The sequence below is a fragment of the Bradyrhizobium sp. 1(2017) genome, assembly GCF_011602485.2.
Taxonomy (GTDB): Bacteria; Pseudomonadota; Alphaproteobacteria; order Rhizobiales; family Xanthobacteraceae; genus Bradyrhizobium.
The window spans coordinates 5,433,647-5,453,030 of the sequence record NZ_CP050022.2 but is presented as its reverse complement, the minus strand read 5'-3'; the positions used below and the strand labels follow the sequence as shown (position 1 = coordinate 5,453,030).

The window sequence follows — 19,384 nt, the reverse complement described above, 5'->3', positions numbered from 1 at the left end:
CGCGTTAAGCATGAGTCGCATGGGCCAGCCCGGATGACGTGCCGACGTGTTGACATGATGGCGGAATTCCAGCGCCGCCGCGTTGTTCCAGCGCAAGCAAGACGTGCACTTTTGGAACGTCGATGCCGCGTCTCCGTTAGCGCCCCATCAACAATCGAACATGACGGAATACACGGCCTTTTCGTGCGGGCCGGTGTCGTCGTGTTCCCGAAACCGAGAGGATCGGAACGATGGGACTGTTCACAAAAGACATCAAGACCATGAACGATCTGTTCGTGCATCAACTCCAGGACATCTATTACGCCGAGCAGCAGCTGACCAAGGCGCTGCCGAAGATGGCGAGCAAGGCCACCGATCCGCAACTGAAACAGGGCTTTTTGACGCACCTCGAAGAAACCAAGCAGCACGTCAAGCGGCTGGAGGAAGTGTTCAAGATGCATGGCGTCCCCGTGAAGGCGGTCGATTGCCCGGCCATCGACGGCATCATCGAGGAAGCTGACGAGACCGCCGGCGAGGTCGCCGACAAGGCCGTGCTCGACGCGGCGCTGATCAATGCGGCCCAGGCCGCTGAACATTACGAGATCGTTCGCTACGGCAGCCTGATCGCCTGGGCCAAGCAGCTCGGCCGCAACGACTGCGCCAGCGTGCTCGCCCAGACACTCGAGGAGGAAAAGGCGACCGACAAGAAGCTGACGACACTCGCCGAGAGCAAGGTGAATCTGCGCGCGGCGAGCTAGATAGGGTGTAACGACGAAGGCCGCGCGCGGGGTATTCGCGCGGGGCCTTCTCTCAGTTGTGATGCCCCGCGAAGGCGGGGCATCCAGTGTTCCGCGGCTTTTCGGTTCAACCATTGCCGTCTCGGAGTACTGGATCGCTCGCCTGCGGGCGATAACACATCCATCATTCGGTCATTGTCGAAACATGACGGCGGGCCGGACGAGTATATTTCGCATGGAGCTGCAATCGAGATGCTGCATGCGAGCCAATACCATCAAACATGAAGCCTTCGACGATCGAGCCCGCGCGCCGGCTCGCGTTTGGCAACCTCTCTCACGCTGGCCGCGATGAGCCTCGGCTATGGCGTGGTGCAGCTCGACGTCACCATCGTCAACACCGCGCTCGACGCGATGGGAAAGTGGCTCGGCGGCGGCGTTGCCGAGCTGCAATGGGTGGTCAGCGCCTATACCATCGCGTTTGCGGCCTTCATCCTGACCGCCGGTGCGCTGGGCGACCGGATCGGCGCCAGGCGCGTCTTCATGGCGGGGTTCGCCATCTTCACCGCGGCCTCGCTCGCCTGCGCGCTGTCGCCCAACGCGGTCGTGCTGATCGCCGCAAGGCTGGTTCAGGGCCTGGCGGCGGCGATCCTGGTGCCGAACTCGCTTGCGCTGCTCAATCATGCCTATCCGGATGACCGCGAGCGCGGCCGCGCCGTCGCGGTCTGGGCCGCGGGCGCGAGCCTTGCGCTCACCGCCGGTCCCTTCGTCGGCGGCACGCTGATCACGCTGGTCGGCTGGCGCGCGATCTTCCTGGTCAATTTGCCGATCGGGCTCGCCGGCCTGTGGTTGAGCTGTCGCTATGCCAGCGAGACCACGCGGGCGCGCTCGCGCGAGATCGATCTGCCCGGCCAGCTGGCCGCGATCGGCGCGCTGGGCGCGCTCGCCGGCGCAATCATCGAAGGCGGGGCGCTCGGCTGGGATCATCCGGCCGTGATCGCAGCCTTCGTCGGAGCCGCCGTTCTCGCCCTGCTCTTCGTCTGGCGCGAGAATCGCGCGGCGCAGCCGATGTTGCCGCTGTCGTTGTTCGGCCACCGGCTGTTCACGCTGACCTCGTTCGTGGGACTGCTGGTGAACATCGCGATCTACGGCCTGATCTTCGTGCTCAGCCTGTACTTCCAGCGGATCAACGGGCTGTCGGCGTGGTGGACCGGGCTTGCCTTCGTGCCGATGATGGCGGCGGTGCTGCCGGTCAACCTGCTGGCGCCACACCTGGCCGAGCACATCGGCCCGTGCCCGACCATCGTCGTCGGCGCCTGCATCTCGGCCCTCGGCTGTCTCGGCCTGCTCTGGATCGAGGCAGGGACCAGCTATTGGGCGATCTGCGCGCAGACCATCGCGATCAGCGGCGGGCTCGGCCTCCTGGTGCCGCCGTTGACCTCGACCCTGCTCGGCAGCGTGGAGAAGGGGCGTTCCGGCATCGCGGCCGGCGTCCTGAACGCGACGCGGCAGACCGGCAGCGTGCTCGGCGTTGCCCTGTTCGGTTCCCTGGTGGCGTCGGACCGTGCCTTCATGACGGGCCTGCACCTGGCGCTGGTCATTTCGGCGGCCGTTTTGCTGCTCGCCGCCGGTGCGATCGGCCTCGGCGCGCCGGCGCGCGGATGAACAATGTGAATGTGAGCGAACGCACACATCTCCCGTTCACCATTCCCGGAATGGGTTTGTAGTCGGTTACCGATCGTCCATCTCTGTCGGGTCAAGTGCCGGTCGATAGGGGCCGGTAATGTATCAAGTTCTCTTCTGTCTGACCGACGAGCACGACTGGCGACTGGTCGCCCTTGGCGGCGCCGTGTGTCTGCTCGCCAGCGCGGCGGCGATCAGCCTGTTTCAACGCGCGCGCGCGACGCATGGCCCCGGGCGTCTGTCCTGGATCGCCCTGGATGCCGCCGTCAGCGGATGTGGCATCTGGGCGACGCATTTCATCGCGATGCTCGCCTACGGGCCGGGCGGCGCCGGTGCTTACAACATCCCGGTGACGATCCTCTCCCTGATCCTCGCGATCTCCGTGACCTTCGTGGGGCTGAGCATCGCGGTATCGTCCTCGCGCCCGCTGTGGATCATTCTCGGCGGCGCCGTCGTCGGCATGGGTGTCGCGGCGATGCATTACACCGGCATGGCGGCGCTGGAGATGCCGGCACGGGTGCACTGGATTACAAGCACGGTTGTTGCCTCGGTGCTGTTCGGAATCGTCTTTGCGGCATCCGCATTGTTCGTCGCCGCGCGGCGCGACGACCTCTTCCACGCGTTGACGGCGACGACCCTGCTGACGGTCGCGATCGTCGCGCATCACTTTACCGCCATGGGCGCGGTGCTGCTGACGCCGGATCCGACGCTGGCGATCAGCGGGCTCTCCATCCCGCCGGCCTCGCTGTCCTTCCTCACCGCCAGCGCTGCGGTCGCGATCATCGCGATTGCGCTCGTGGCCGCATTGCTCGACCGCCGCGCCAAGGGCGAACTGGGCCGCCAGCAGATCGTGCTGGACAGCGCGCTGGAGAACATGTCGCAGGGGCTGTGCATGTTCGACGCGGACGGCAAGATCATCCTGTTCAACGAACGCTACGCCGCGATGCTCCGCCGCACGGACATCCTGCTCACCGGCCGCCTGCTGGTCGACGTGCTCAGGGAAGAGCAGGCCAAGGGCCAGTGGCAGGGCGACGCCGATGAATTCTTCGCGCGCCTCGTTGCCGACGCGCGCGAGGGCCGCACCACGACCGATATCGTCAACCGCTTCGGCCGCTCGATCCGGGTCGTCAACCAGCCGATGCAGGGTGGCGGCTGGGTCGCGACCTTCGAGGACATCACCGAATGGCTGGAGGCGCAGGCCAAGATCTCGCACATGGCGCGCCATGACGCGCTGACCAGCCTGCCGAATCGCGTGCTGTTCCACGAACAACTCGAGCAGGGGCTGCGCCGGACCAAGTCGGGCGATCAGCTCGCGGTGCTTTGTCTCGATCTCGATCACTTCAAGGACATCAACGACTCGCTCGGCCATCCCATCGGCGATGCGCTGCTCAAGGAGGTCGGCCGCAGGCTGAAGGCGACCGTCGCAGAGCACGATACGGTGGCGCGGCTCGGCGGCGACGAGTTCGCCGTGGTCCAGATCGGACGTTCCGAGGAAACCGCTGCGAGGTCCCTCGCCGGGCGCCTCGTCGAGGTGGTCTCGGCGCCTTACGAGATCGACGACCATCAGATCGTGATCGGCGTCTCGATCGGCATCTCGCTGTCGCCGCAGGACGGCAACAATCCGGACGAGCTGTTGAAGAACGCAGACCTCGCGCTCTACCGCGCCAAGGCGGACGGCCGTGGCACCTATCGCTTCTTCGAGACCGGCATGGATGCGCGCGCGCAGGCGCGGCGCCTCCTGGAAATGGATCTGCGCGCGGCGCTGCAACGTGACGAGTTCGAAGCCTACTATCAGCCGATCCGCGACGTCGCGAGCGGTCGCGTCGTCGCCTTCGAGGCGCTGCTGCGCTGGAATCACCCGCAGCGCGGGCTGATCGCGCCGATCAACTTCATTCCGGTGGCCGAGGAGACCGGGCTCATCGTCCAGCTCGGCGAATTCGTGCTGCGCTGTGCCTGCACCGACGCGGCGACCTGGCCCGACGATGTCGACGTCGCCGTCAACCTGTCACCGGTGCAGTTCAAGAGCCCGAACCTGATCGCATCCGTGACCGAGGCGCTGGCCGTCTCGGGACTTGATGCGCGCCGGCTCGAGCTCGAGATCACCGAATCGGTGCTGCTGCAGAACAGCGAGGCGACGCTGACCACCTTGCACGAGCTGCGTGCCATGGGCGTCAGGATCTCGCTCGACGATTTCGGTACCGGCTATTCGTCGCTGAGCTATCTGCGCAGCTTCCCGTTCGACAAGATCAAGATCGACCGCTCCTTCGTGTCGGAGCTGGCGACGCGCGAGGATTCCATGGCGATCATCCGCGCCGTGACCGGCCTCGGCCGCAGCCTCGGCATCGTCACCACCGCGGAAGGCGTCGAGAACGACGCGCAGCTCGAGCTGCTCCGGCGCGAGGGTTGCACCCAGGCGCAGGGCTATCTGTTCAGCAAGCCGCGGCCCGCTTCCGAAGTGGCGATGATGCTGGAAGGTCCGCGGCTGCGCGTGTCCGCTTAAGGGTCAGCCGCGGCGCAGCGCGAAATGCGCACCGCAGAATGCCATCACCGCGCCGAGCCACAGCGCGGCAAGGCCGGCGAGCACGCCGGAGATGGTCGGGATCGGGCTCGGTGCCGAGGCCGCCTGGCCCGCGCCGGCCAGCAAGAGCACGCCGACCGCGATCAGGAATTGCCGCATCCGTCGCGGGATCTGGCCGGAGACGGCGCTCTGCATCAAGGTCGCCGTGAAATAGCCGCCGGAAAAGCCGACGGTCGCGATCAGCCACCAGGCGATCGCCGCGCCAGCCGGCATGAACTCGTGCGTGTCGGAGCGCCAGAGGCCGCCGAGGTCGAGCCCGTAGCGCGCGCCCAGCATGTGCACCGCGAGCGCCAGCAGCACGCCCGAGATCATTGCGGCGCCGAGAATCAGGTGGCGCGGAAAAAAGGTCGTCTCAGCCATGCCACGCTTGTAGGATGGGCGAGGGCGTTCGCGCAAGCGGATCGCGAACGGGATTGCGCGCACGGGATTGATCGTCGAGATGCAGGTTTTGGATGCTGAGCCAGTCACGAGCTATGCCTACAAGGCGTCGCTGATCGGCTCGGCGCGTCGCTTCGAGCTGACGGAGGACGGGCTGTCCTGGCACATCGGCGGGCGCTCGGGCCTGTGGCGTTATGACGAAATCAGTGCGATCCGCCTCTCGTTCCGCCCGTCGTCGATGCAGCAGCACCGCTTTCGCGCCGACATCAGCCACACCGGCGGCGGGCGCATCGCGATCCTGTCGACGAGCTGGCAGACCGCGGCGCTGATGGCGCCGCAGGACAACGGCTTCCGCCAGTTCATCGTCGCGCTTCATGAGCGGATGGCGAAGGCGGGTAGCCGGGCGACGCTGACCGCAGGCCTCGGCCGCAAGACCTATGCGGCAGTGCTGGCGTGCCTGGCGCTGCTGACGGTGGCGATGTCGGGGCTGCTGATCCGCGCGCTTCTGACCGGGGAGTTCGCCGGCGTGCTGTTCATCCTCGGCTTTGCCGCGCTGTTCACCTGGCAGGTCGGCGGCTTCGTCCGGCGCAACCAGCCGCGGAGCTACAGCTTCGATCAATTGCCCCGGTCCCTGCTGCCATAGAGCGATCGCTACTCCGTCGAGTCGAAATCCTCTTCCTTGGTGCCGAGCAGCGACACGATCGTGCGCAGGCCGGAATCGAGCTGCTCGGGCGAGGGCGGGGCGAGCGCGAGCCGCACCGCGTTCGGTGCATGACCATGGGCGATCGCGAAGGTCGAGGACGGCGTCAGCGCGATGCCGCGCCTCGCTGCGGCCGCGACGAAGGTTTGCGAGCGCCAATGCGGCGGCAGTGTCAGCCACAAATGGTATGAGCGCGGATCGGCGGCGAGCTGGTAGCCGGCCAAAAGCCTTGCCGCGGTCTGCTGGCGGCGCACGGCGTCGATGCGCTTCAGGCGCGTCAGCTCGGCGACGGTGCCGTCGGCCATCAGCCGCTGGCCGGATGCGAGCGCATGGCCGGAAGCGATCCAGCCGCCGGTGCGGACCGCGCTCATCACGCTCTCGCGCAAGTGCGGCGGCGCGACGAGAATGCCGAGTGCGAGGCCCGGCGCGACCTTCTTGGACAGGCTGTCGATCACGACGCAGCGGTCCGGCCCCAGCGCGGCCAGCGGCGTGTCGTCGGCGAGGAAGCCGTAGACCGCGTCCTCGATGATGGTGAGATCGAGCTTCTCGGCGACGCGCATGATGTCGGCGCGCCGCGTCGCGTTCATGGTGACGCCGAGCGGGTTCTGGATGATGGGCTGCAGATACAGCGCCGACAGATGCGCCTCGCGATGCGCCTTCTGGATCGCGTCGGGACGCGCGCCGAATTCGTCCATCGGAATCGGCACCAGCGTCACGCCCAGCCGCGCGGCGATGCTCTTGACGTAAGGATAGGTCAGCGCTTCCACGCCGCAGCGGCCGCCGGCGGGAACGAGCGCGGCGAGGGCTGCCGCGAGCGATTGCTTGCCGTTGGCGGTGAAGACGATCTGCTCGGCCGGCGGCGCGAAATCCTTGCGTGCCAGATAGGCGGCGGCCGCGTTGCGCGCGCTCTTGGTGCCGGTGCTGGTCGAGACGCGCAGCGCGGATTCGAGCGCGTCGACGCGCTCGAGCCCGGCAAGGCTCTTGGCGATCATCGTCCATTGCTGTGGCAATAGCGGATAATTGACCTCGAAATTGATGCGCGCCTCAGCCGGCTCGCTCAGCGTCTCGACCTCGCGCCTGATGTCGCCGGAGATGAAGGTGCCGCGGCCGACCTCGCCGACCACGAGGCCGCGACGGAGCAGCTCCGTATAGACCCGGCTCGCGGTCGAGACCGCGATGCCACGGTCATAGGCAAAATTGCGCTGCGGCGGCAGCCGGTCGCCGGGCCTTAACGTGCCGTTAGCGATATCGACTGCAATGGCATCGGCAAGCTTCACGTACTCGAACTTGGACATTATTGCACCGAGAGCAATGTTTTCCTTGCTCCGAGCAATGTACTGGAGCATTTAAGTTCCATCAAGGTCCGCGATTGAGCCGAGGTGAGCGAGAGCAATCCGACGGCAAATGAGGTGCAGACGCTGACAGCGTCCGCGCCAACGGCATCGGCTTCGCCGCGCGGGACAACAGGCCGGAGAAGAAAAATGACCACGATTTCTCAAACTGCCGGGCGGAGTTTACGCCCATCCTCGCCGGGCGGATTTTTCAGCACGCTCGCCAATGCCGTCCAGGCGCTGTTCGACCGCCTCGAGCGCCGCTCCGCCGTCAAGACGCTGAACGAGCTCGACGACCGCGCCCTGCGCGACATCGGGATCAACCGCAGCCAGATCGAGGACGCGGTGTACGGGCAGTTCAAGGCCGAGTTGTCGCGGTATTTGTAGGGGTCCTTCTCGTGTCCCGGACGCGACGCATCGCGCAAGCGTTGCGGCGCAGAGCCGGCAACTGTTATGTCGGCTTGGCCTTCAGATAGGGTTTCCTGTCTCGCATCATGGCATTGAGCACGGTTAGCAGCTTCCTGGCTACGGCAATGAGGGCGAGCTTGGCTGGTTTGCCGGCCTGTCGCAGTCGTGCGTAGAAGACCTTGAACGGATCGGCCCGGCGGACCGCGTTGAGAGCGGCCATGTAGAGGGCATCCCGGACGCGCTTTCGGCCGCCGGCGATCTTGCGTTTGCCACGGAAAGCGCCGCTATCGACGTTGAAGGGGGCGAGGCCGGCGAGCGCCGCGATCTGCTTGGCTCCGACATGCCCGAGTTCCGGCATCTTCGCGATGAGCTGCATGCAGGCCACGGGACCCACGCCAGGCAGTGAGCGCATCAATCGCGCATCGTCCGCGATCTCCGGCTCGGCCTTGATCAGTGCGCTGATGTCGGCCTCGATCTCGGCGATCTCGCTGTCGAGGACCTCAATGAGGCGGCCGATCCGATCGGCCATGGCGTGGCTATCGGCCTCGCTTCGCCGGTTCTTCTCCTGCGCGCGCATGAGGACCAACTGGTCTCGCCGTTTTGCAAGCCCTGCCAAGGCATTGCGGGCGGGATTGGCGACCTGCTCGGTGGCCGGCTGCATGGCTCGCGCAAAAGCTGCCAGCATCCGCGCATCGATCGGATCAGTCTTGGCGAGCTGGCCGCTGGCACGTGCGAAGTCGCGCGCCCGGGCCGGGTTGATCCGGGCAAAGCGGATTCCGGCCTGGCTCAGCACCTCGCGAAGTTCGAGGTCATAGACGCCCGTGGCCTCGAAGACGACCAGCACATCGCATCGCCAACGCGCCGCGATCTGTGTGATGGCCTGCGTCGCGTTGGCGATGCGCTCCGGAAAGGCCAAGCCTTCATCGAAGATATCGAGATATTGTTTGGAGACGTCGATTCCGACGCAACGAAGGGGTATGATCACGATGCCTGTCCCTGTGATGCGAGGTCTGTTGGCGCAGCCTCGTGCAACTGTTCAGGTTGGTAATGGAACGGGCGGGAGGCCGAGCCGGCTCACGGCGTCAAGCGCCAAGGACCCAACGGCTTCCCGCCCAACCCCATTCTGACAGACTTCCAAGACACAGGGACCCAGAAAGCAGCACAGTACGATGCGGCGAGATGGGCCCCGGCTCTGCAGCGCACCGCTTCGCGATGCGCTGCGTCCGGGGCACGAGATTGTTGTTCAACGATAAGCATGGCTGCTCATCCTCGCGGCTTGTTTCGCCCGAGCTTTGCCTCAACGCCTCACCCTCGATTGAAAGAGGGCGCAGGGAAGACCGGGTGCCGGCCGGGCACCCACGGTCCACTGTGCGAAAGGTGGCAACAAGAATCTGCACAGCGGCATACAGGTGAAGCCAAACATCCGGCCTTCCCTGCGCAGTGGTTTTACGGCTTATGTCGTGCTCTCCCCGGGGAGCGATGCACTATTGCCCCCGTCGCCTTGCGGATGGCTGATGCTGCGAACCCGGCCGGGCCGCGACATCACCGCAAGACTTGGCGCACAGACCCCGGGCGCCAGGACGACACGATTTGACCGTACGCGAACCCCATTTGTCGTTGGCGCGACGCGTTCGCTCACGGTTGCCCGCCCTGCGAAGCGCTTCGCGCCGATGTGGCCCGCGTCCACCGCCGCCCGGCCCGCGTTCGTGACGATCGCGATGCGCCCCTCTTCCTTGGGCCGGAGTGCGTGCACTATCCGCCAATTCCGAATTTCGGTAAAGTGGAATATTTTCGACGGCGTGCATTGACCCGCTGCTGGCGTGTTTTGCCCGACGGGTAGCACAATGGCTTGTAGCCCGGATGAGCGAAGCGATATCCGGGATTCCCGGCGCGAGCGGTCCCGTATATCGCTTCGCTCACCCGGGCTACGAATGACCCTCAGTGCCTGACCACCAGCACGGAGCACTTGGCATAGCGCACGACGTGGCCGGCGTTGGAGCCGAGGAAATAGGTGCGCATCGCCGGCCGGTGCGAGGTCATCACGATCAAATCGGCTTTCATGTGCACCGCTTCCTCCAGGATCTCGTGATAGATGCCGCCCTGGCGCACCACGCTGGAGATGCGAGACGCCTCGATGCCCGATTCGCGCGCGACGATGGCGAGGGCTTCCTCGGAGGTCTGGCGCTGCTGCTCGTCGAAATCGGCCGGCACGTATTCGGCCAGCATCACCGGCGTCATCGGCAGCACGTTGAGCAGGCGCACGGCGCCGCTCCAGGTCTGCGACAACGTCGCCGCGGTCGCGATCGCCGGCTTGGCGAGATCGGTATCGGCGAGGTCGATGGGCACGAGAATGGACTTGAACATCTGCGCCTCCCTATTGACCAAGCTCAATCAACCGGTCGAGACGGCGCCCGCGCGTCTCATCCCGATCGAAGCAGCTTGGGGCTGATGAACAGCACCAGTTTGCCGCGGCGGTAGGCCACGTCATCCCAATCCTTCACGTCAAAGTCGAAGATCGCAAGCCCCGCCGTGGGCAGGTTGTCGCCGAGCGCCCTGGCCCCGGCCGGATCGCCGCCGCCCATCAGCATCAGCGCGATCTCGTGCATGCCCGGATTGTGGCCGACCAGCAGCAACTGCTTCGGGTCTGCCGGTGCTGTTGCGGTGCGAATGGAGTCCAGGATCTGCGCTGGATCGGCGCCATAGAGTTCCGGCAAGACCTCGACCTGCGGCGCTGCGACGCGGTCCTTCATCGCCCCCCAGGCGATGTCCCAGGTCTGCCGGGCCCGAACGGCATGCGACACCAGCACGGTCTCGGGGAAGGGCGGATGGGCGGCGATCCAGTCGCCCATCCGCGCCGCGTCCTTGTGGCCTCGGTCGTCGAGGCGGCGATCCTGGTCACGGCCGCTCGGCGCGTCGGTCTCGGTCTTGGCGTGACGCAGCAGCATCAAACGGCGCATGGCATTCTCGAATCGTTCCACGTTCAGGATAATCTACAGGCGCCCGTTGAGGACAAGGTGACAGGCGCCCAGTTGGGGATGAAGCGCGCCGAGATTAGAACGAATCGTCATCGCGCTTTAGGTTGTTATTTCGAGCATGATCCTTTGGGAAAACCGCTGCACAGTTTTCCGGATCATGCTCTAAGAAACGACATGAGCGAGACTTTCACAAGCGTGTCCCAGGAAGAACCCGGCTTTCGCGAACGCGTGCGGCTGTCATTCGATCTCGATGCCGACATTTGTGTGATCGGGGCGGGGCTTGCCGGCCTCTCCATCGCACTGGAGGCGGCCCGGCTCGGCGCCAGCGTCGCGGTGCTCGAGGGACGCCATATCGGCTGGAACGCCTCCGGCAACCAGTTCGGCACCGTGATGCCGGGCTTTGCGCTGCCGCTCGCGGACCTGATCGAGCGCATCGGCTTCGTGGACGCGCGCAAATTGTGGATGCTGTCCAAGGAGGGCGCCGAGCTCGTCCGCGCCAACGCCACGGAAGAGAACATGCCGGGGATCGACCTTCGCGACGGCGTGCTGGAGGTCTCCAATGTCGATGCGGGCGACCGGCTGATCAGCCGCTTGCAGATGCTGAACGAGGATTTCGACACCGAGGTCGAGGGCTGGCAGGTCGATCGCGTCCGCGAGGCGCTCAAGACCGATCGCTATTTCCATGGCGTCCATTACCCCAGAGCGTTTCAGGTCGACGGCCGCAAATATGTGCACGGCCTTGCGGCATTGGCGCGGCGGGCAGGGGCCCGCATCTTCGAAGATACGCCGGTGGTGAGCATCGATCATTCCGGCATCCGCAAGCGCATCGTGACGCCCTCGGCGCGGCTGCGCGCGACCCATATCGTACTCGCTGGCAACATCCATCTCGGTGCGCCATTGAAGCGCCTGTCGGAGACGCTGCTGCCGGTCTGGCGCTATGCCGGCATCACCGCGCCGCTCGGCGAGCGCCTGCATGAGATCATCGCCTTCAAGGGCTCGGTGATGGATTCCGACGGCGTCGACCATTTCCGTGTCGTCGACGGCGACCGGCTGATGTGGGAAAGTCCGGAGACCACCTGGGCGGCGCGGCCGCAGCGCTTCGGCGGCGCCGTCAAGCGGCGGATCCGCACGATCTTCCCTGAACTCGGCAATGTCGAGATCACCGAGACGTTCGGCGGCGCCACCGGCCAGACCGTGCACGGCATGCCGCAGATCGGCCAGTTGCGCAAAGGCCTGTGGGTGGCGAGCGGGTTCGGCCGCCGGGGCATGAACACCTCCGCCATGGCCGGACAGATGATCGCGCGCAGCATCCTGTGGGGCGACGATCGCTGGCGCCTGTTCTCGCCGTTCGAACTGGTCTGGGCGGGCGGGGCCACCGGGCGCGTTGCGGGACAATTGGTCGGGATCTGGGGCAGGGCGAGTTCCGCCGCAGCCGGCTCGCTTGCCCGCTACCGCGAGCGTGCCAGGGCCAAGGACAGGGAACGCGAGGCGCGCCTCGCCGAAGCCAACCGGGCGGCCGGCACGGGCCCGCGCCGGCCGCCGCCCGGCGTCCGGCCGCGGCCGGCTCCGCCGCCAAGAGCTGCGGCCCCGCGACCGCAACGGGCGGCGGAACCGGCCTCGCACGAGGACGGCGTCCCGCAATAACCCTGAGAAAAATTCCGCCCGGACGTGTAACGTCGGCCGTTGGAGCACGTATCTCAGGCGTGGACCCCCATGCACGGAGAATGAGATGTTTGACCGTCGCATCCTGCTATCGACTGCCGCCGGCCTGCTCGGCCTTTCGGCCTTCCGCTGGCTGAGAGCATCCCCGGCCGAGGCGGGCGAGAAGGCCGCGCAAAAATTCGAGATCGTGAAGACGGAGGCTGAATGGCGTGCCCAGCTCACGCCGCAGCAATATGAGATCCTGCGCAACCACGGCACCGAGCGGCCCGGCTCCAGCCCGCTGCTCAAGGAACACCGCAAGGGCATCTTCGCCTGCGCCGGCTGCGACCTGCCGCTGTTTGCCTCCGAGACCAAGTTCGAAAGCGGCACCGGCTGGCCGAGCTTCTACGCGCCGATCGAGGGCAATGTCGGCAAGACCGAAGACCGCGCCTACGGCATGGTCCGCACCGAGGTGCATTGCCGGCGCTGCGGCGGCCATCTCGGCCATGTCTTCGACGATGGTCCGAAGCCGACCGGCCTGCGCTACTGCATCGACGGCTTCGGTCTGGTATTCCACCCGGCGGCGGCGTCGGCGACGTAGGCCATTCTCCTCGTCATTCCGGGGCGGTCCGCAGGACCGAACCCGGAATCGCGAGGTTCTCGGGCGCGCAATTGCGCACCAGAGTTCGATGCTTTCGCATCGCTCCGGAACGACGATGTGTCCCGGCAATTGTTGCCGGCCCGGCAATTGTGCCCCGGTCATTCGGCCGGGGCATGTTTGTTTAAGCCATTGATTTCCCGAAGATACAAGCATTGGCATGGCCCTTGCGACTGTCTCTGCCGATTGCGGCCACGGTTCGGGCGCCGCCGAGATCGGATTTGGAGACAAAGTTATGGGTATCTTCGATGCAATGAACACCTCGGTGGGTGGTTTGCAGGCGCAGTCCTTCGCGCTTCAGAACATTTCCGGCAACATCGCGAACTCGTCCACCACCGGTTACAAGGGCATCGGCACCAGCTTCGTCGATCTCATCCCCGACTCATCCGTTCCGAGCAAGCAGGTCGCAGGCGGCGTGACGGCCAACGCGAAGGCCACCATCACGACGCAGGGAACGATCTCATCGTCCACCGTCGCCACCAACATGGCGATCACCGGCGACGGCTTCTTCTCGATCCAGAAGGCGAGCGGCGTCGTCGACAACGTGCCGGTGTTCACCGGGGTCACCTACTACACGAGGCGCGGCGACTTCCAGCTCAATGCCAACGGCAATCTGGTCAACGGCGCCGGCTATTACCTGATGGGCGTCACGGTCGACCCGAAGACCGGCAACCCGACCGGCAGCGTCGCGAACGTCCTGCAGTTCCAGAACAACTTCATTCCGGCGCAGGCGACCACCTCGATCCAGTATGCCGCGAACCTGCCGACCCAGCCGAACACGGTGGCGAAAGCGACCGCGGCGACCGGCACGCTGCTGGCGGCCGGCGGGCTGAACCCGTCCGATTTCAGCGCCAACCCGCTGCCGGTCGGCACACCGCCTGCGCCCTATGCCAACGCAACGGTCTCGGGCGCGGCCGCCACCGGCAATATCCGCTCGGCCTATTCGTCGACGACGGCCACGGGTACGGTTGCGCTCCAGAACAATTCCTCGGCTGCGGCCTCGACGACCACGTCCCTCGACAATGCCGCCGGCACGCATCTCGCCTCCAGCATCCTCACCGCCCTGAGCGGCCAGACGCTGACCATCAACGGCAACACCATCACTTTCGACGGCAGCACCACGGTCTCGACGGCCGGTAACAACACCACGATCGGTCTCGGTGCGGGTACGACGGCCACGGTTGCCAGCATCCTGAACGCGATCCAGACCGCCGGCGGCGCGGGCGTCACCGCGTCGCTCTCGGTCAGCGGCAATATCCAGATTGCCAGCGGCACCGGCACGGACGTCGCGATTGGCAGCGGCACGGCCGCCACCGCGCTCGGCATCAGCAGCGTGACCCGCGGCGGCAACGTGCTCTCTTCGCCGGCGATCTCCGGCGCGACGGTGCTGAGCGGCAGCGCGACCGCCGGTGGCGCACAGGTGCTCACATCGGGCTTCGCCGCGGGCGATACCATCACCGTCAACGGCCAGACGCTGACCTTCATGGCCTCGGGCGCGGCGGGGCCGAACCAGATCAACATCACCGACAACATCACGACCCTGCTCGGCAAGATCGACGCGCTGTCGGGCGCGTCGGGATCGTCGATCAGCAGCGGCGGCGTCATCACGCTGAACACCGGCACCGTCTCCAACCTGTCGGTGTCGAGCTCCAACAGCGCCGCTTTTTCGGCGCTCGGCTTCACCTCGACCATCACCAGGAATCGCGACGGCGGCGGCACCGCCGGCACCGGCGGCGTGATCGGCAACGACATCGCCACCTTCACCAAGGAATCGATCAGCGGCGGCGCCGTGACCGCCTACAATGCCGCCGGCACGCCGGTGAACCTGCAATTGCGCTGGGCCAAGACCGACAGCGCCTCGCTGGGCGCGGGTCATTCCGACAGCTGGAACCTGTTCTACCAGACCGATCCGAACGCGACCGGCACGACGGTGGGCTGGGTCAACACCGGTCAGACCTTCACCTTTGCCGCCGACGGCTCGCTGACCACGCCCAGCGGCTCGGGCATCACCATCAACAACGTCAGCGTCAGCGGCCAGTCGCTCGGCTCCGTCGCCTTCAACATCTCCTCGGGCGGGCTGACCCAATATGCCAGCACCAGCGGCGCGGTGACGATCAACACCATCACCCAGAACGGCTATGCCGCCGGCCAGCTCCGCTCGGTCGCCGTCAACAACAACGGCGTCGTGGTCGGCACCTTCTCCAACGGCCAGAACCTCAACCTCGCCCAGGTGCAGCTGTCGCACTTCAACGGCACCAACTATCTGAAGGCGATGGACGGCGGCGCCTATGCCGCGACCGAGCAGTCGGGCGAAGCCATCGATGGCGCTTCGGGCACCATCAGCGGCTCGTCGCTGGAAGGATCCAACACCGACATCGCCGACGAATTCACCAAGCTGATCGTGACCCAGCAGGCCTACTCGGCCAACACCAAGGTGATCACGACCGCGAATTCGATGGTGCAGGACCTCTTGAACGTGTTGCGCTGATCGGCGCGTGACATAACCAAAGGCGGCAAGTAACATGGGTTTGAGTTCAGCCCTCGCCAGTGCGATGAGCGGCCTGCGTGCCAACCAGGCCGCGCTCTCGATCGTCTCCTCGAACGTCGCGAACTCGCAGACGCCGGGTTACGTCGTCCAGACGCCGAACCAGATCGAGGTCACCACCGGCGAGTTCGGCTCGACGGCGATGACGACCGGCGTCAGCCGCCAGCTCGACACCTATGTGCTGAACCAGCTGCGCACCGAGGTCGGCGGCAGCGGCTACGCCGACCAGATGGCCAACATTCTGAAGCAGCTTCAGAACGTCTATGGCACGCCCGGCAATTCCGGCACGCTCGAAGATGCGCTGAACAAATTCACCACCGCGCTGCAGGCGCTGTCGACCAGTTCCGGCGCGTCCTCGGCGCAGACCGTCGCGCTCGGCGCGGCGCAGGCGCTGGCGCGGCAGCTCAACGTCACCACGACGGGTATCCAGTCGCTGCGCTCCAACGTCGAGCAGGATCTCGGCAACTCGGCGCAAGCCGCCAATGCGGCGATGAAGCAGATCGCCGACATCAACACCAAGCTCCAGGGCCTGTCGGCCAACGACCCGTCGGCGGCCACGCTGATGGACCAGCGCGACCAGGCCATCAACACGCTGTCGAAATATGTCGACGTCCGCGTCACCACCGACAATTCGAACCAGGCCAACATCTACACCACGACCGGCATTCAGCTCGTCGGCGCCGGGCTCGCCTCGGAATTCTCCTTTGCGTCCGCCGGCGCGCTGTCGGCGACCTCGCTCTACAACATCGATCCGGCCAAGTCCGGCGTCGGCGCGTTCAACATCAAGCTTCCGAACGGTTCGCAGGTCGACGTCGTCGCCAACAACGTGGTGTCGTCCGGCCAGATCGCGGCCGACCTGAAGCTGCGCGACGACCTGCTGGTGCAGGCGCAGAACCAGATCGATCAGCTCGCCGCCACCATGTCGAGCGCGCTGTCCGACAAGACCACGGCCGGCAGCACGGTCTCCGGTCCGCCGGCCGGGTTCGATCTCGACCTCGCCGGGGCGGCGCCGGGCAACACGGTCAACATCACCTACACCGACACGACCACCAACACCCAGCGCCAGATCACGCTGGTCAACGTCACCGATCCGGCGGCGCTGCCGCTCCAGAACGCGACGAACGCCAACCCGATGCGGATCGGCGTCGACTTCGCCGGCGGCATGAGCGCGATCGCGTCCGCGCTCAATACCGCACTTGCCGGCACGCATCTGTCGTTCGCCGCGGCTCCGTCGCCGGCGACGGCGACGACGCTGCGGGTGACCGACGACAATACCGGCCTCACCAAGATCAATTCAGCCTCGACCACCAAGACGATGTCGTCGCTGGCCTCGGGCAATCCGCAACTGGCGGTGTTCACCGACGGCGGGCAAGCGCTCTATACCGGCGCGATCACGGGATCGGGCTCGCAGATGACCGGCCTTGCCGGGCGCATCGCCGTGAACACGCAGCTGGTTTCCGATCCGACCCGGCTGTCGGTCTACAATACCTCGCCGGTGACGCCCGCGGGCGACACCACGCGTTCGGACTATCTCTATTCGCAGCTCACCAATGCGGTGTTCTCCTATTCCCCGCAGAGCGGTCTCGGTTCGGCGAACCAGCCTTTCACGGGCAGCGTCTCGAACTATCTCCAGCAGTTCCTGAGCGTGCAGGCCAATGCCGCGACCCAGGCGACCCAGCTCCAGCAGGGCCAGAGCGTCGTGGTCTCGACGCTCCAGGCCAAGTTCGACTCGACCTCCAGCGTCAATCTGGACTCGGAGATGTCGAACCTGATCCAGCTTCAGAATGCCTATGCCGCCAACGCCCACGTCATGTCGGTGGTGCAGAGCATGATGAACACGTTGCTCCAGGCTCAAGGGTAAAAAGTAACAGGGCTCTGAAACATGTCGATCAGCAGCATCAACTATTCCTCGTCGGTTCTCGGCGCGCAGATTCGCAACATCAATCAGCAGCTCACCGACCTGTCGACGCAGCTTTCGACGGGCAAGCTGTCGCAGAACTATGCCGGCATGGGCACCAACGAGGGCTTTGCGATCGCCGGGCGCGCGCAGCTCTCCAACATCGCCGCCTATACCGACACGATCACCAACGTCAACGTCAGCATCAACCTCGCCAACACCGCGCTGCAGTCGCTGACGAAGATTCGCAACACCGTGCAGACCGGCTCGGCCTCGACCGCGCAGGATCTCAACGTCAATGGCCAGACGGTCGCGCAGAACACCGCCGCCGCCCAGTTCGGCTCGATGGTCGGCGTTCTCAACACGCAGACCGGCAGCCGCTATCTGTTCTCCGGAACGGCGGTCAACACCCAGTCGGTCGCGGATGCCGGCGACATCATCAACGGCACCACGACGCAGGCGGGGTTCAAGACCGTCATGGCGGAGCGTCAGGCCGCCGACCTTGGGGCCAACGGCATGGGCCGCCTGGTGCAGACGCAGCCGACGCCGAGCTCGGTGCAGGTGTCGGAAGACGTCGCCGGATCGCCGTTCGGGCTGAAGCTCAAGGCGGTGTCCTCGACCCTGACGGGCGCGACCGTCACCGGCCCGAGCGGCTCGCCGGTGTCGTTCTCGGTCGATCTCAACGGCGTCAACCCGAACAATGGCGACAAGCTGAGCGTCCAGTTCACCCTGCCGGACGGCACGACCGAGCAGATCGACCTGACCGCCTCGACGGCGACGCCGACGCCGCTCGGCAGCTTCGCGATCGATGCGAGCACTCCGGTCAACCCGGACAACACGGCCGCGAACCTCAACACGGCGCTGAACACAGCGATCCAGAAGGTTGCCAACACCTCGATGGTGGCGGCATCCGCGGTCGTCGCCGGCGACAATTTCTTCAACAGCGCGAGCTCGGCGATCGGTACGCCCGTCAACAACCAGGCGGCGCCACCCGCACCGATCAGCGGCGCGACGGCGCTGTCCGGCGCAAGCCCCTCGGACTCGATCTCGCCGGGCTTCGTGGCCGGCGACACCATCACCGTCAACGGCACCACGCTGACTTTCGTCAGCTCCGGCGCCACCGGCAACCAGCTCAACGTCACCGACAGCATCCAGACGCTGATGAGCAAGATCGACGCGATCACGGGGACGTCGAAGCCCTCGACCGTCCATGGCGGCTCGATCACGATCAACACCGACGATGCGGCGAGCCTCAACATCACGAGCTCGAATACGGGCGCGCTGAGCTCGCTCGGCTTCAGCTCGACGCCCGTGACCGCCACGCAACCGCCGCTGCGCGTCGGCACCTCGCCGGCGAGCTCGGCGACCACGCTGGTGAACGGCTCGGCCAACACGGTGAAATGGTATCTGGGCAATGACGGGCCCGGCTCGCCGCGCGCGACCGCGATGGCGCGGGTCGACGACGCCGTCACGGTGCAGTATGGCGCCCAGGCGAATGAAGATGCGATCCGCCGCCAGTTGCAGGCGATCGCGGTGTTCGGGACCTTCTCGACCTCGCCGACCGGCCAATATTCGGGCGGGCAGGTGTCCGCGCTGAGCCTGCGGGTGACGCAGGCGCTGACCCAGCAGCCCGGTCAGCAGCGCATCGAGGACATCCAGACCGACATCGCCATGGCCCAGAACACGATGCAGGACGCGAGCACGCGCCAGACCCAGGCCAAGGCGCAGCTCCAGTCGATCATCGACCAGGCGGAATCGGCCTCGCCGGACCAGGTCGCGAGCGAGATCCTGGCGCTCCAGAACGCGCTCCAGGCCTCCTACCAGGTGACCTCGAACCTGGCACAGCTCTCGCTCGTCAAGTTCCTGTAGGGCCGCGT

At 65.9% G+C, this 19,384-nt stretch carries 14 protein-coding genes and 1 pseudogene; 10 read left to right on the top strand and 5 right to left on the bottom strand.

Annotated features, from left to right (window positions below; translation table 11 throughout):
• The first annotated feature begins 230 nt into the window (after positions 1-230).
• The 3 genes and pseudogenes from HAP40_RS26010 (at position 231) to HAP40_RS26000 (ending at position 4,896) form a co-directional block, all read left to right on the top strand.
• Positions 231-737 (top strand): ferritin-like domain-containing protein, encoded by a 507-nt coding sequence (locus HAP40_RS26010; protein ID WP_166815062.1) that lies wholly within the window; start codon positions 231-233, stop codon positions 735-737.
• Positions 738-975: 238 nt separating this feature from the next.
• Positions 976-2,378, top strand: a pseudogene (locus HAP40_RS26005) (MFS transporter).
• A gap of 118 nt (positions 2,379-2,496) precedes the next feature.
• Entirely contained in the window at positions 2,497-4,896 is a 2,400-nt protein-coding gene (locus tag HAP40_RS26000; RefSeq protein ID WP_166815063.1) for a bifunctional diguanylate cyclase/phosphodiesterase, read from the top strand.
• A 3-nt stretch (positions 4,897-4,899) separates the two neighbouring features.
• Here HAP40_RS26000 and HAP40_RS25995 read toward each other — a convergent pair whose 3' ends face one another.
• On the bottom strand, positions 4,900-5,334 hold the full coding sequence (locus tag HAP40_RS25995) for a hypothetical protein (protein ID WP_166815064.1): 435 nt from the start codon (positions 5,332-5,334) through the stop codon (positions 4,900-4,902).
• A 79-nt stretch (positions 5,335-5,413) separates the two neighbouring features.
• Between HAP40_RS25995 and HAP40_RS25990 the strand changes: the two genes are divergently transcribed.
• The gene (locus HAP40_RS25990) at positions 5,414-5,995 is read left to right on the top strand and encodes a hypothetical protein (protein WP_166815065.1); all 582 of its coding nucleotides are present in this window, start codon (positions 5,414-5,416) and stop codon (positions 5,993-5,995) included.
• A gap of 8 nt (positions 5,996-6,003) precedes the next feature.
• Here HAP40_RS25990 and HAP40_RS25985 read toward each other — a convergent pair whose 3' ends face one another.
• Positions 6,004-7,347, bottom strand: a complete 1,344-nt coding sequence (locus HAP40_RS25985; RefSeq protein ID WP_166815066.1) for a PLP-dependent aminotransferase family protein — start codon at positions 7,345-7,347, stop codon at positions 6,004-6,006.
• 186 nt (positions 7,348-7,533) lie between these two features.
• Between HAP40_RS25985 and HAP40_RS25980 the strand changes: the two genes are divergently transcribed.
• Positions 7,534-7,770: a DUF1127 domain-containing protein gene (locus tag HAP40_RS25980; RefSeq protein ID WP_166815067.1), complete on the top strand. Its 237-nt coding sequence runs from the start codon at positions 7,534-7,536 to the stop codon at positions 7,768-7,770.
• A gap of 64 nt (positions 7,771-7,834) precedes the next feature.
• Here HAP40_RS25980 and HAP40_RS25975 read toward each other — a convergent pair whose 3' ends face one another.
• From HAP40_RS25975 to HAP40_RS25965, 3 genes are all read right to left on the bottom strand, one after another.
• Positions 7,835-8,776 (bottom strand): IS110 family transposase, encoded by a 942-nt coding sequence (locus tag HAP40_RS25975; RefSeq protein WP_166811307.1) that lies wholly within the window; start codon positions 8,774-8,776, stop codon positions 7,835-7,837.
• 953 nt (positions 8,777-9,729) lie between these two features.
• A complete protein-coding gene (locus HAP40_RS25970; protein WP_008554848.1) occupies positions 9,730-10,155 on the bottom strand; it encodes a universal stress protein in 426 nt (141 codons plus the stop codon).
• A gap of 56 nt (positions 10,156-10,211) precedes the next feature.
• Positions 10,212-10,748 carry a SixA phosphatase family protein gene (locus tag HAP40_RS25965; RefSeq protein WP_166815068.1) on the bottom strand — a complete coding sequence of 179 codons (537 nt, stop codon included), beginning with the start codon at positions 10,746-10,748 and terminating at the stop codon, positions 10,212-10,214.
• Between the two features lie 192 nt (positions 10,749-10,940).
• Between HAP40_RS25965 and HAP40_RS25960 the strand changes: the two genes are divergently transcribed.
• The 5 genes from HAP40_RS25960 (at position 10,941) to HAP40_RS25940 (ending at position 19,376) form a co-directional block, all read left to right on the top strand.
• Entirely contained in the window at positions 10,941-12,410 is a 1,470-nt protein-coding gene (locus HAP40_RS25960; RefSeq protein ID WP_166815069.1) for an NAD(P)/FAD-dependent oxidoreductase, read from the top strand.
• Positions 12,411-12,495: 85 nt separating this feature from the next.
• Positions 12,496-13,008 (top strand): peptide-methionine (R)-S-oxide reductase MsrB, encoded by a 513-nt coding sequence (msrB, locus tag HAP40_RS25955; RefSeq protein WP_166815070.1) that lies wholly within the window; start codon positions 12,496-12,498, stop codon positions 13,006-13,008.
• Positions 13,009-13,300: 292 nt separating this feature from the next.
• Complete coding sequence (locus tag HAP40_RS25950) at positions 13,301-15,553, top strand: flagellar hook-basal body complex protein (RefSeq protein ID WP_166815071.1); 2,253 nt, start codon at positions 13,301-13,303, stop codon at positions 15,551-15,553.
• A gap of 34 nt (positions 15,554-15,587) precedes the next feature.
• The gene (gene flgK / locus HAP40_RS25945; RefSeq protein WP_166815072.1) at positions 15,588-17,471 is read left to right on the top strand and encodes a flagellar hook-associated protein FlgK; all 1,884 of its coding nucleotides are present in this window, start codon (positions 15,588-15,590) and stop codon (positions 17,469-17,471) included.
• A 21-nt stretch (positions 17,472-17,492) separates the two neighbouring features.
• Positions 17,493-19,376, top strand: a complete 1,884-nt coding sequence (locus HAP40_RS25940; protein WP_166815073.1) for a flagellar protein — start codon at positions 17,493-17,495, stop codon at positions 19,374-19,376.
• Positions 19,377-19,384 lie beyond the last annotated feature (8 nt).

What these genes read in the sequence shown, in the direction of transcription:
- HAP40_RS26010 (WP_166815062.1), top strand. Translation starts at nt 231, where the DNA reads ATGGGACTGTTCACAAAAGACATCAAGACCATGAACGATCTGTTCGTG.
- HAP40_RS26000 (WP_166815063.1), top strand. Translation starts at nt 2,497, where the DNA reads ATGTATCAAGTTCTCTTCTGTCTGACCGACGAGCACGACTGGCGACTG.
- HAP40_RS25995 (WP_166815064.1), bottom strand. Translation starts at nt 5,334, where the DNA reads ATGGCTGAGACGACCTTTTTTCCGCGCCACCTGATTCTCGGCGCCGCA.
- HAP40_RS25990 (WP_166815065.1), top strand. Translation starts at nt 5,414, where the DNA reads ATGCAGGTTTTGGATGCTGAGCCAGTCACGAGCTATGCCTACAAGGCG.
- HAP40_RS25985 (WP_166815066.1), bottom strand. Translation starts at nt 7,347, where the DNA reads ATGTCCAAGTTCGAGTACGTGAAGCTTGCCGATGCCATTGCAGTCGAT.
- HAP40_RS25980 (WP_166815067.1), top strand. Translation starts at nt 7,534, where the DNA reads ATGACCACGATTTCTCAAACTGCCGGGCGGAGTTTACGCCCATCCTCG.
- HAP40_RS25970 (WP_008554848.1), bottom strand. Translation starts at nt 10,155, where the DNA reads ATGTTCAAGTCCATTCTCGTGCCCATCGACCTCGCCGATACCGATCTC.
- HAP40_RS25965 (WP_166815068.1), bottom strand. Translation starts at nt 10,748, where the DNA reads ATGCGCCGTTTGATGCTGCTGCGTCACGCCAAGACCGAGACCGACGCG.
- HAP40_RS25960 (WP_166815069.1), top strand. Translation starts at nt 10,941, where the DNA reads ATGAGCGAGACTTTCACAAGCGTGTCCCAGGAAGAACCCGGCTTTCGC.
- msrB (WP_166815070.1), top strand. Translation starts at nt 12,496, where the DNA reads ATGTTTGACCGTCGCATCCTGCTATCGACTGCCGCCGGCCTGCTCGGC.
- HAP40_RS25950 (WP_166815071.1), top strand. Translation starts at nt 13,301, where the DNA reads ATGGGTATCTTCGATGCAATGAACACCTCGGTGGGTGGTTTGCAGGCG.
- flgK (WP_166815072.1), top strand. Translation starts at nt 15,588, where the DNA reads ATGGGTTTGAGTTCAGCCCTCGCCAGTGCGATGAGCGGCCTGCGTGCC.
- HAP40_RS25940 (WP_166815073.1), top strand. Translation starts at nt 17,493, where the DNA reads ATGTCGATCAGCAGCATCAACTATTCCTCGTCGGTTCTCGGCGCGCAG.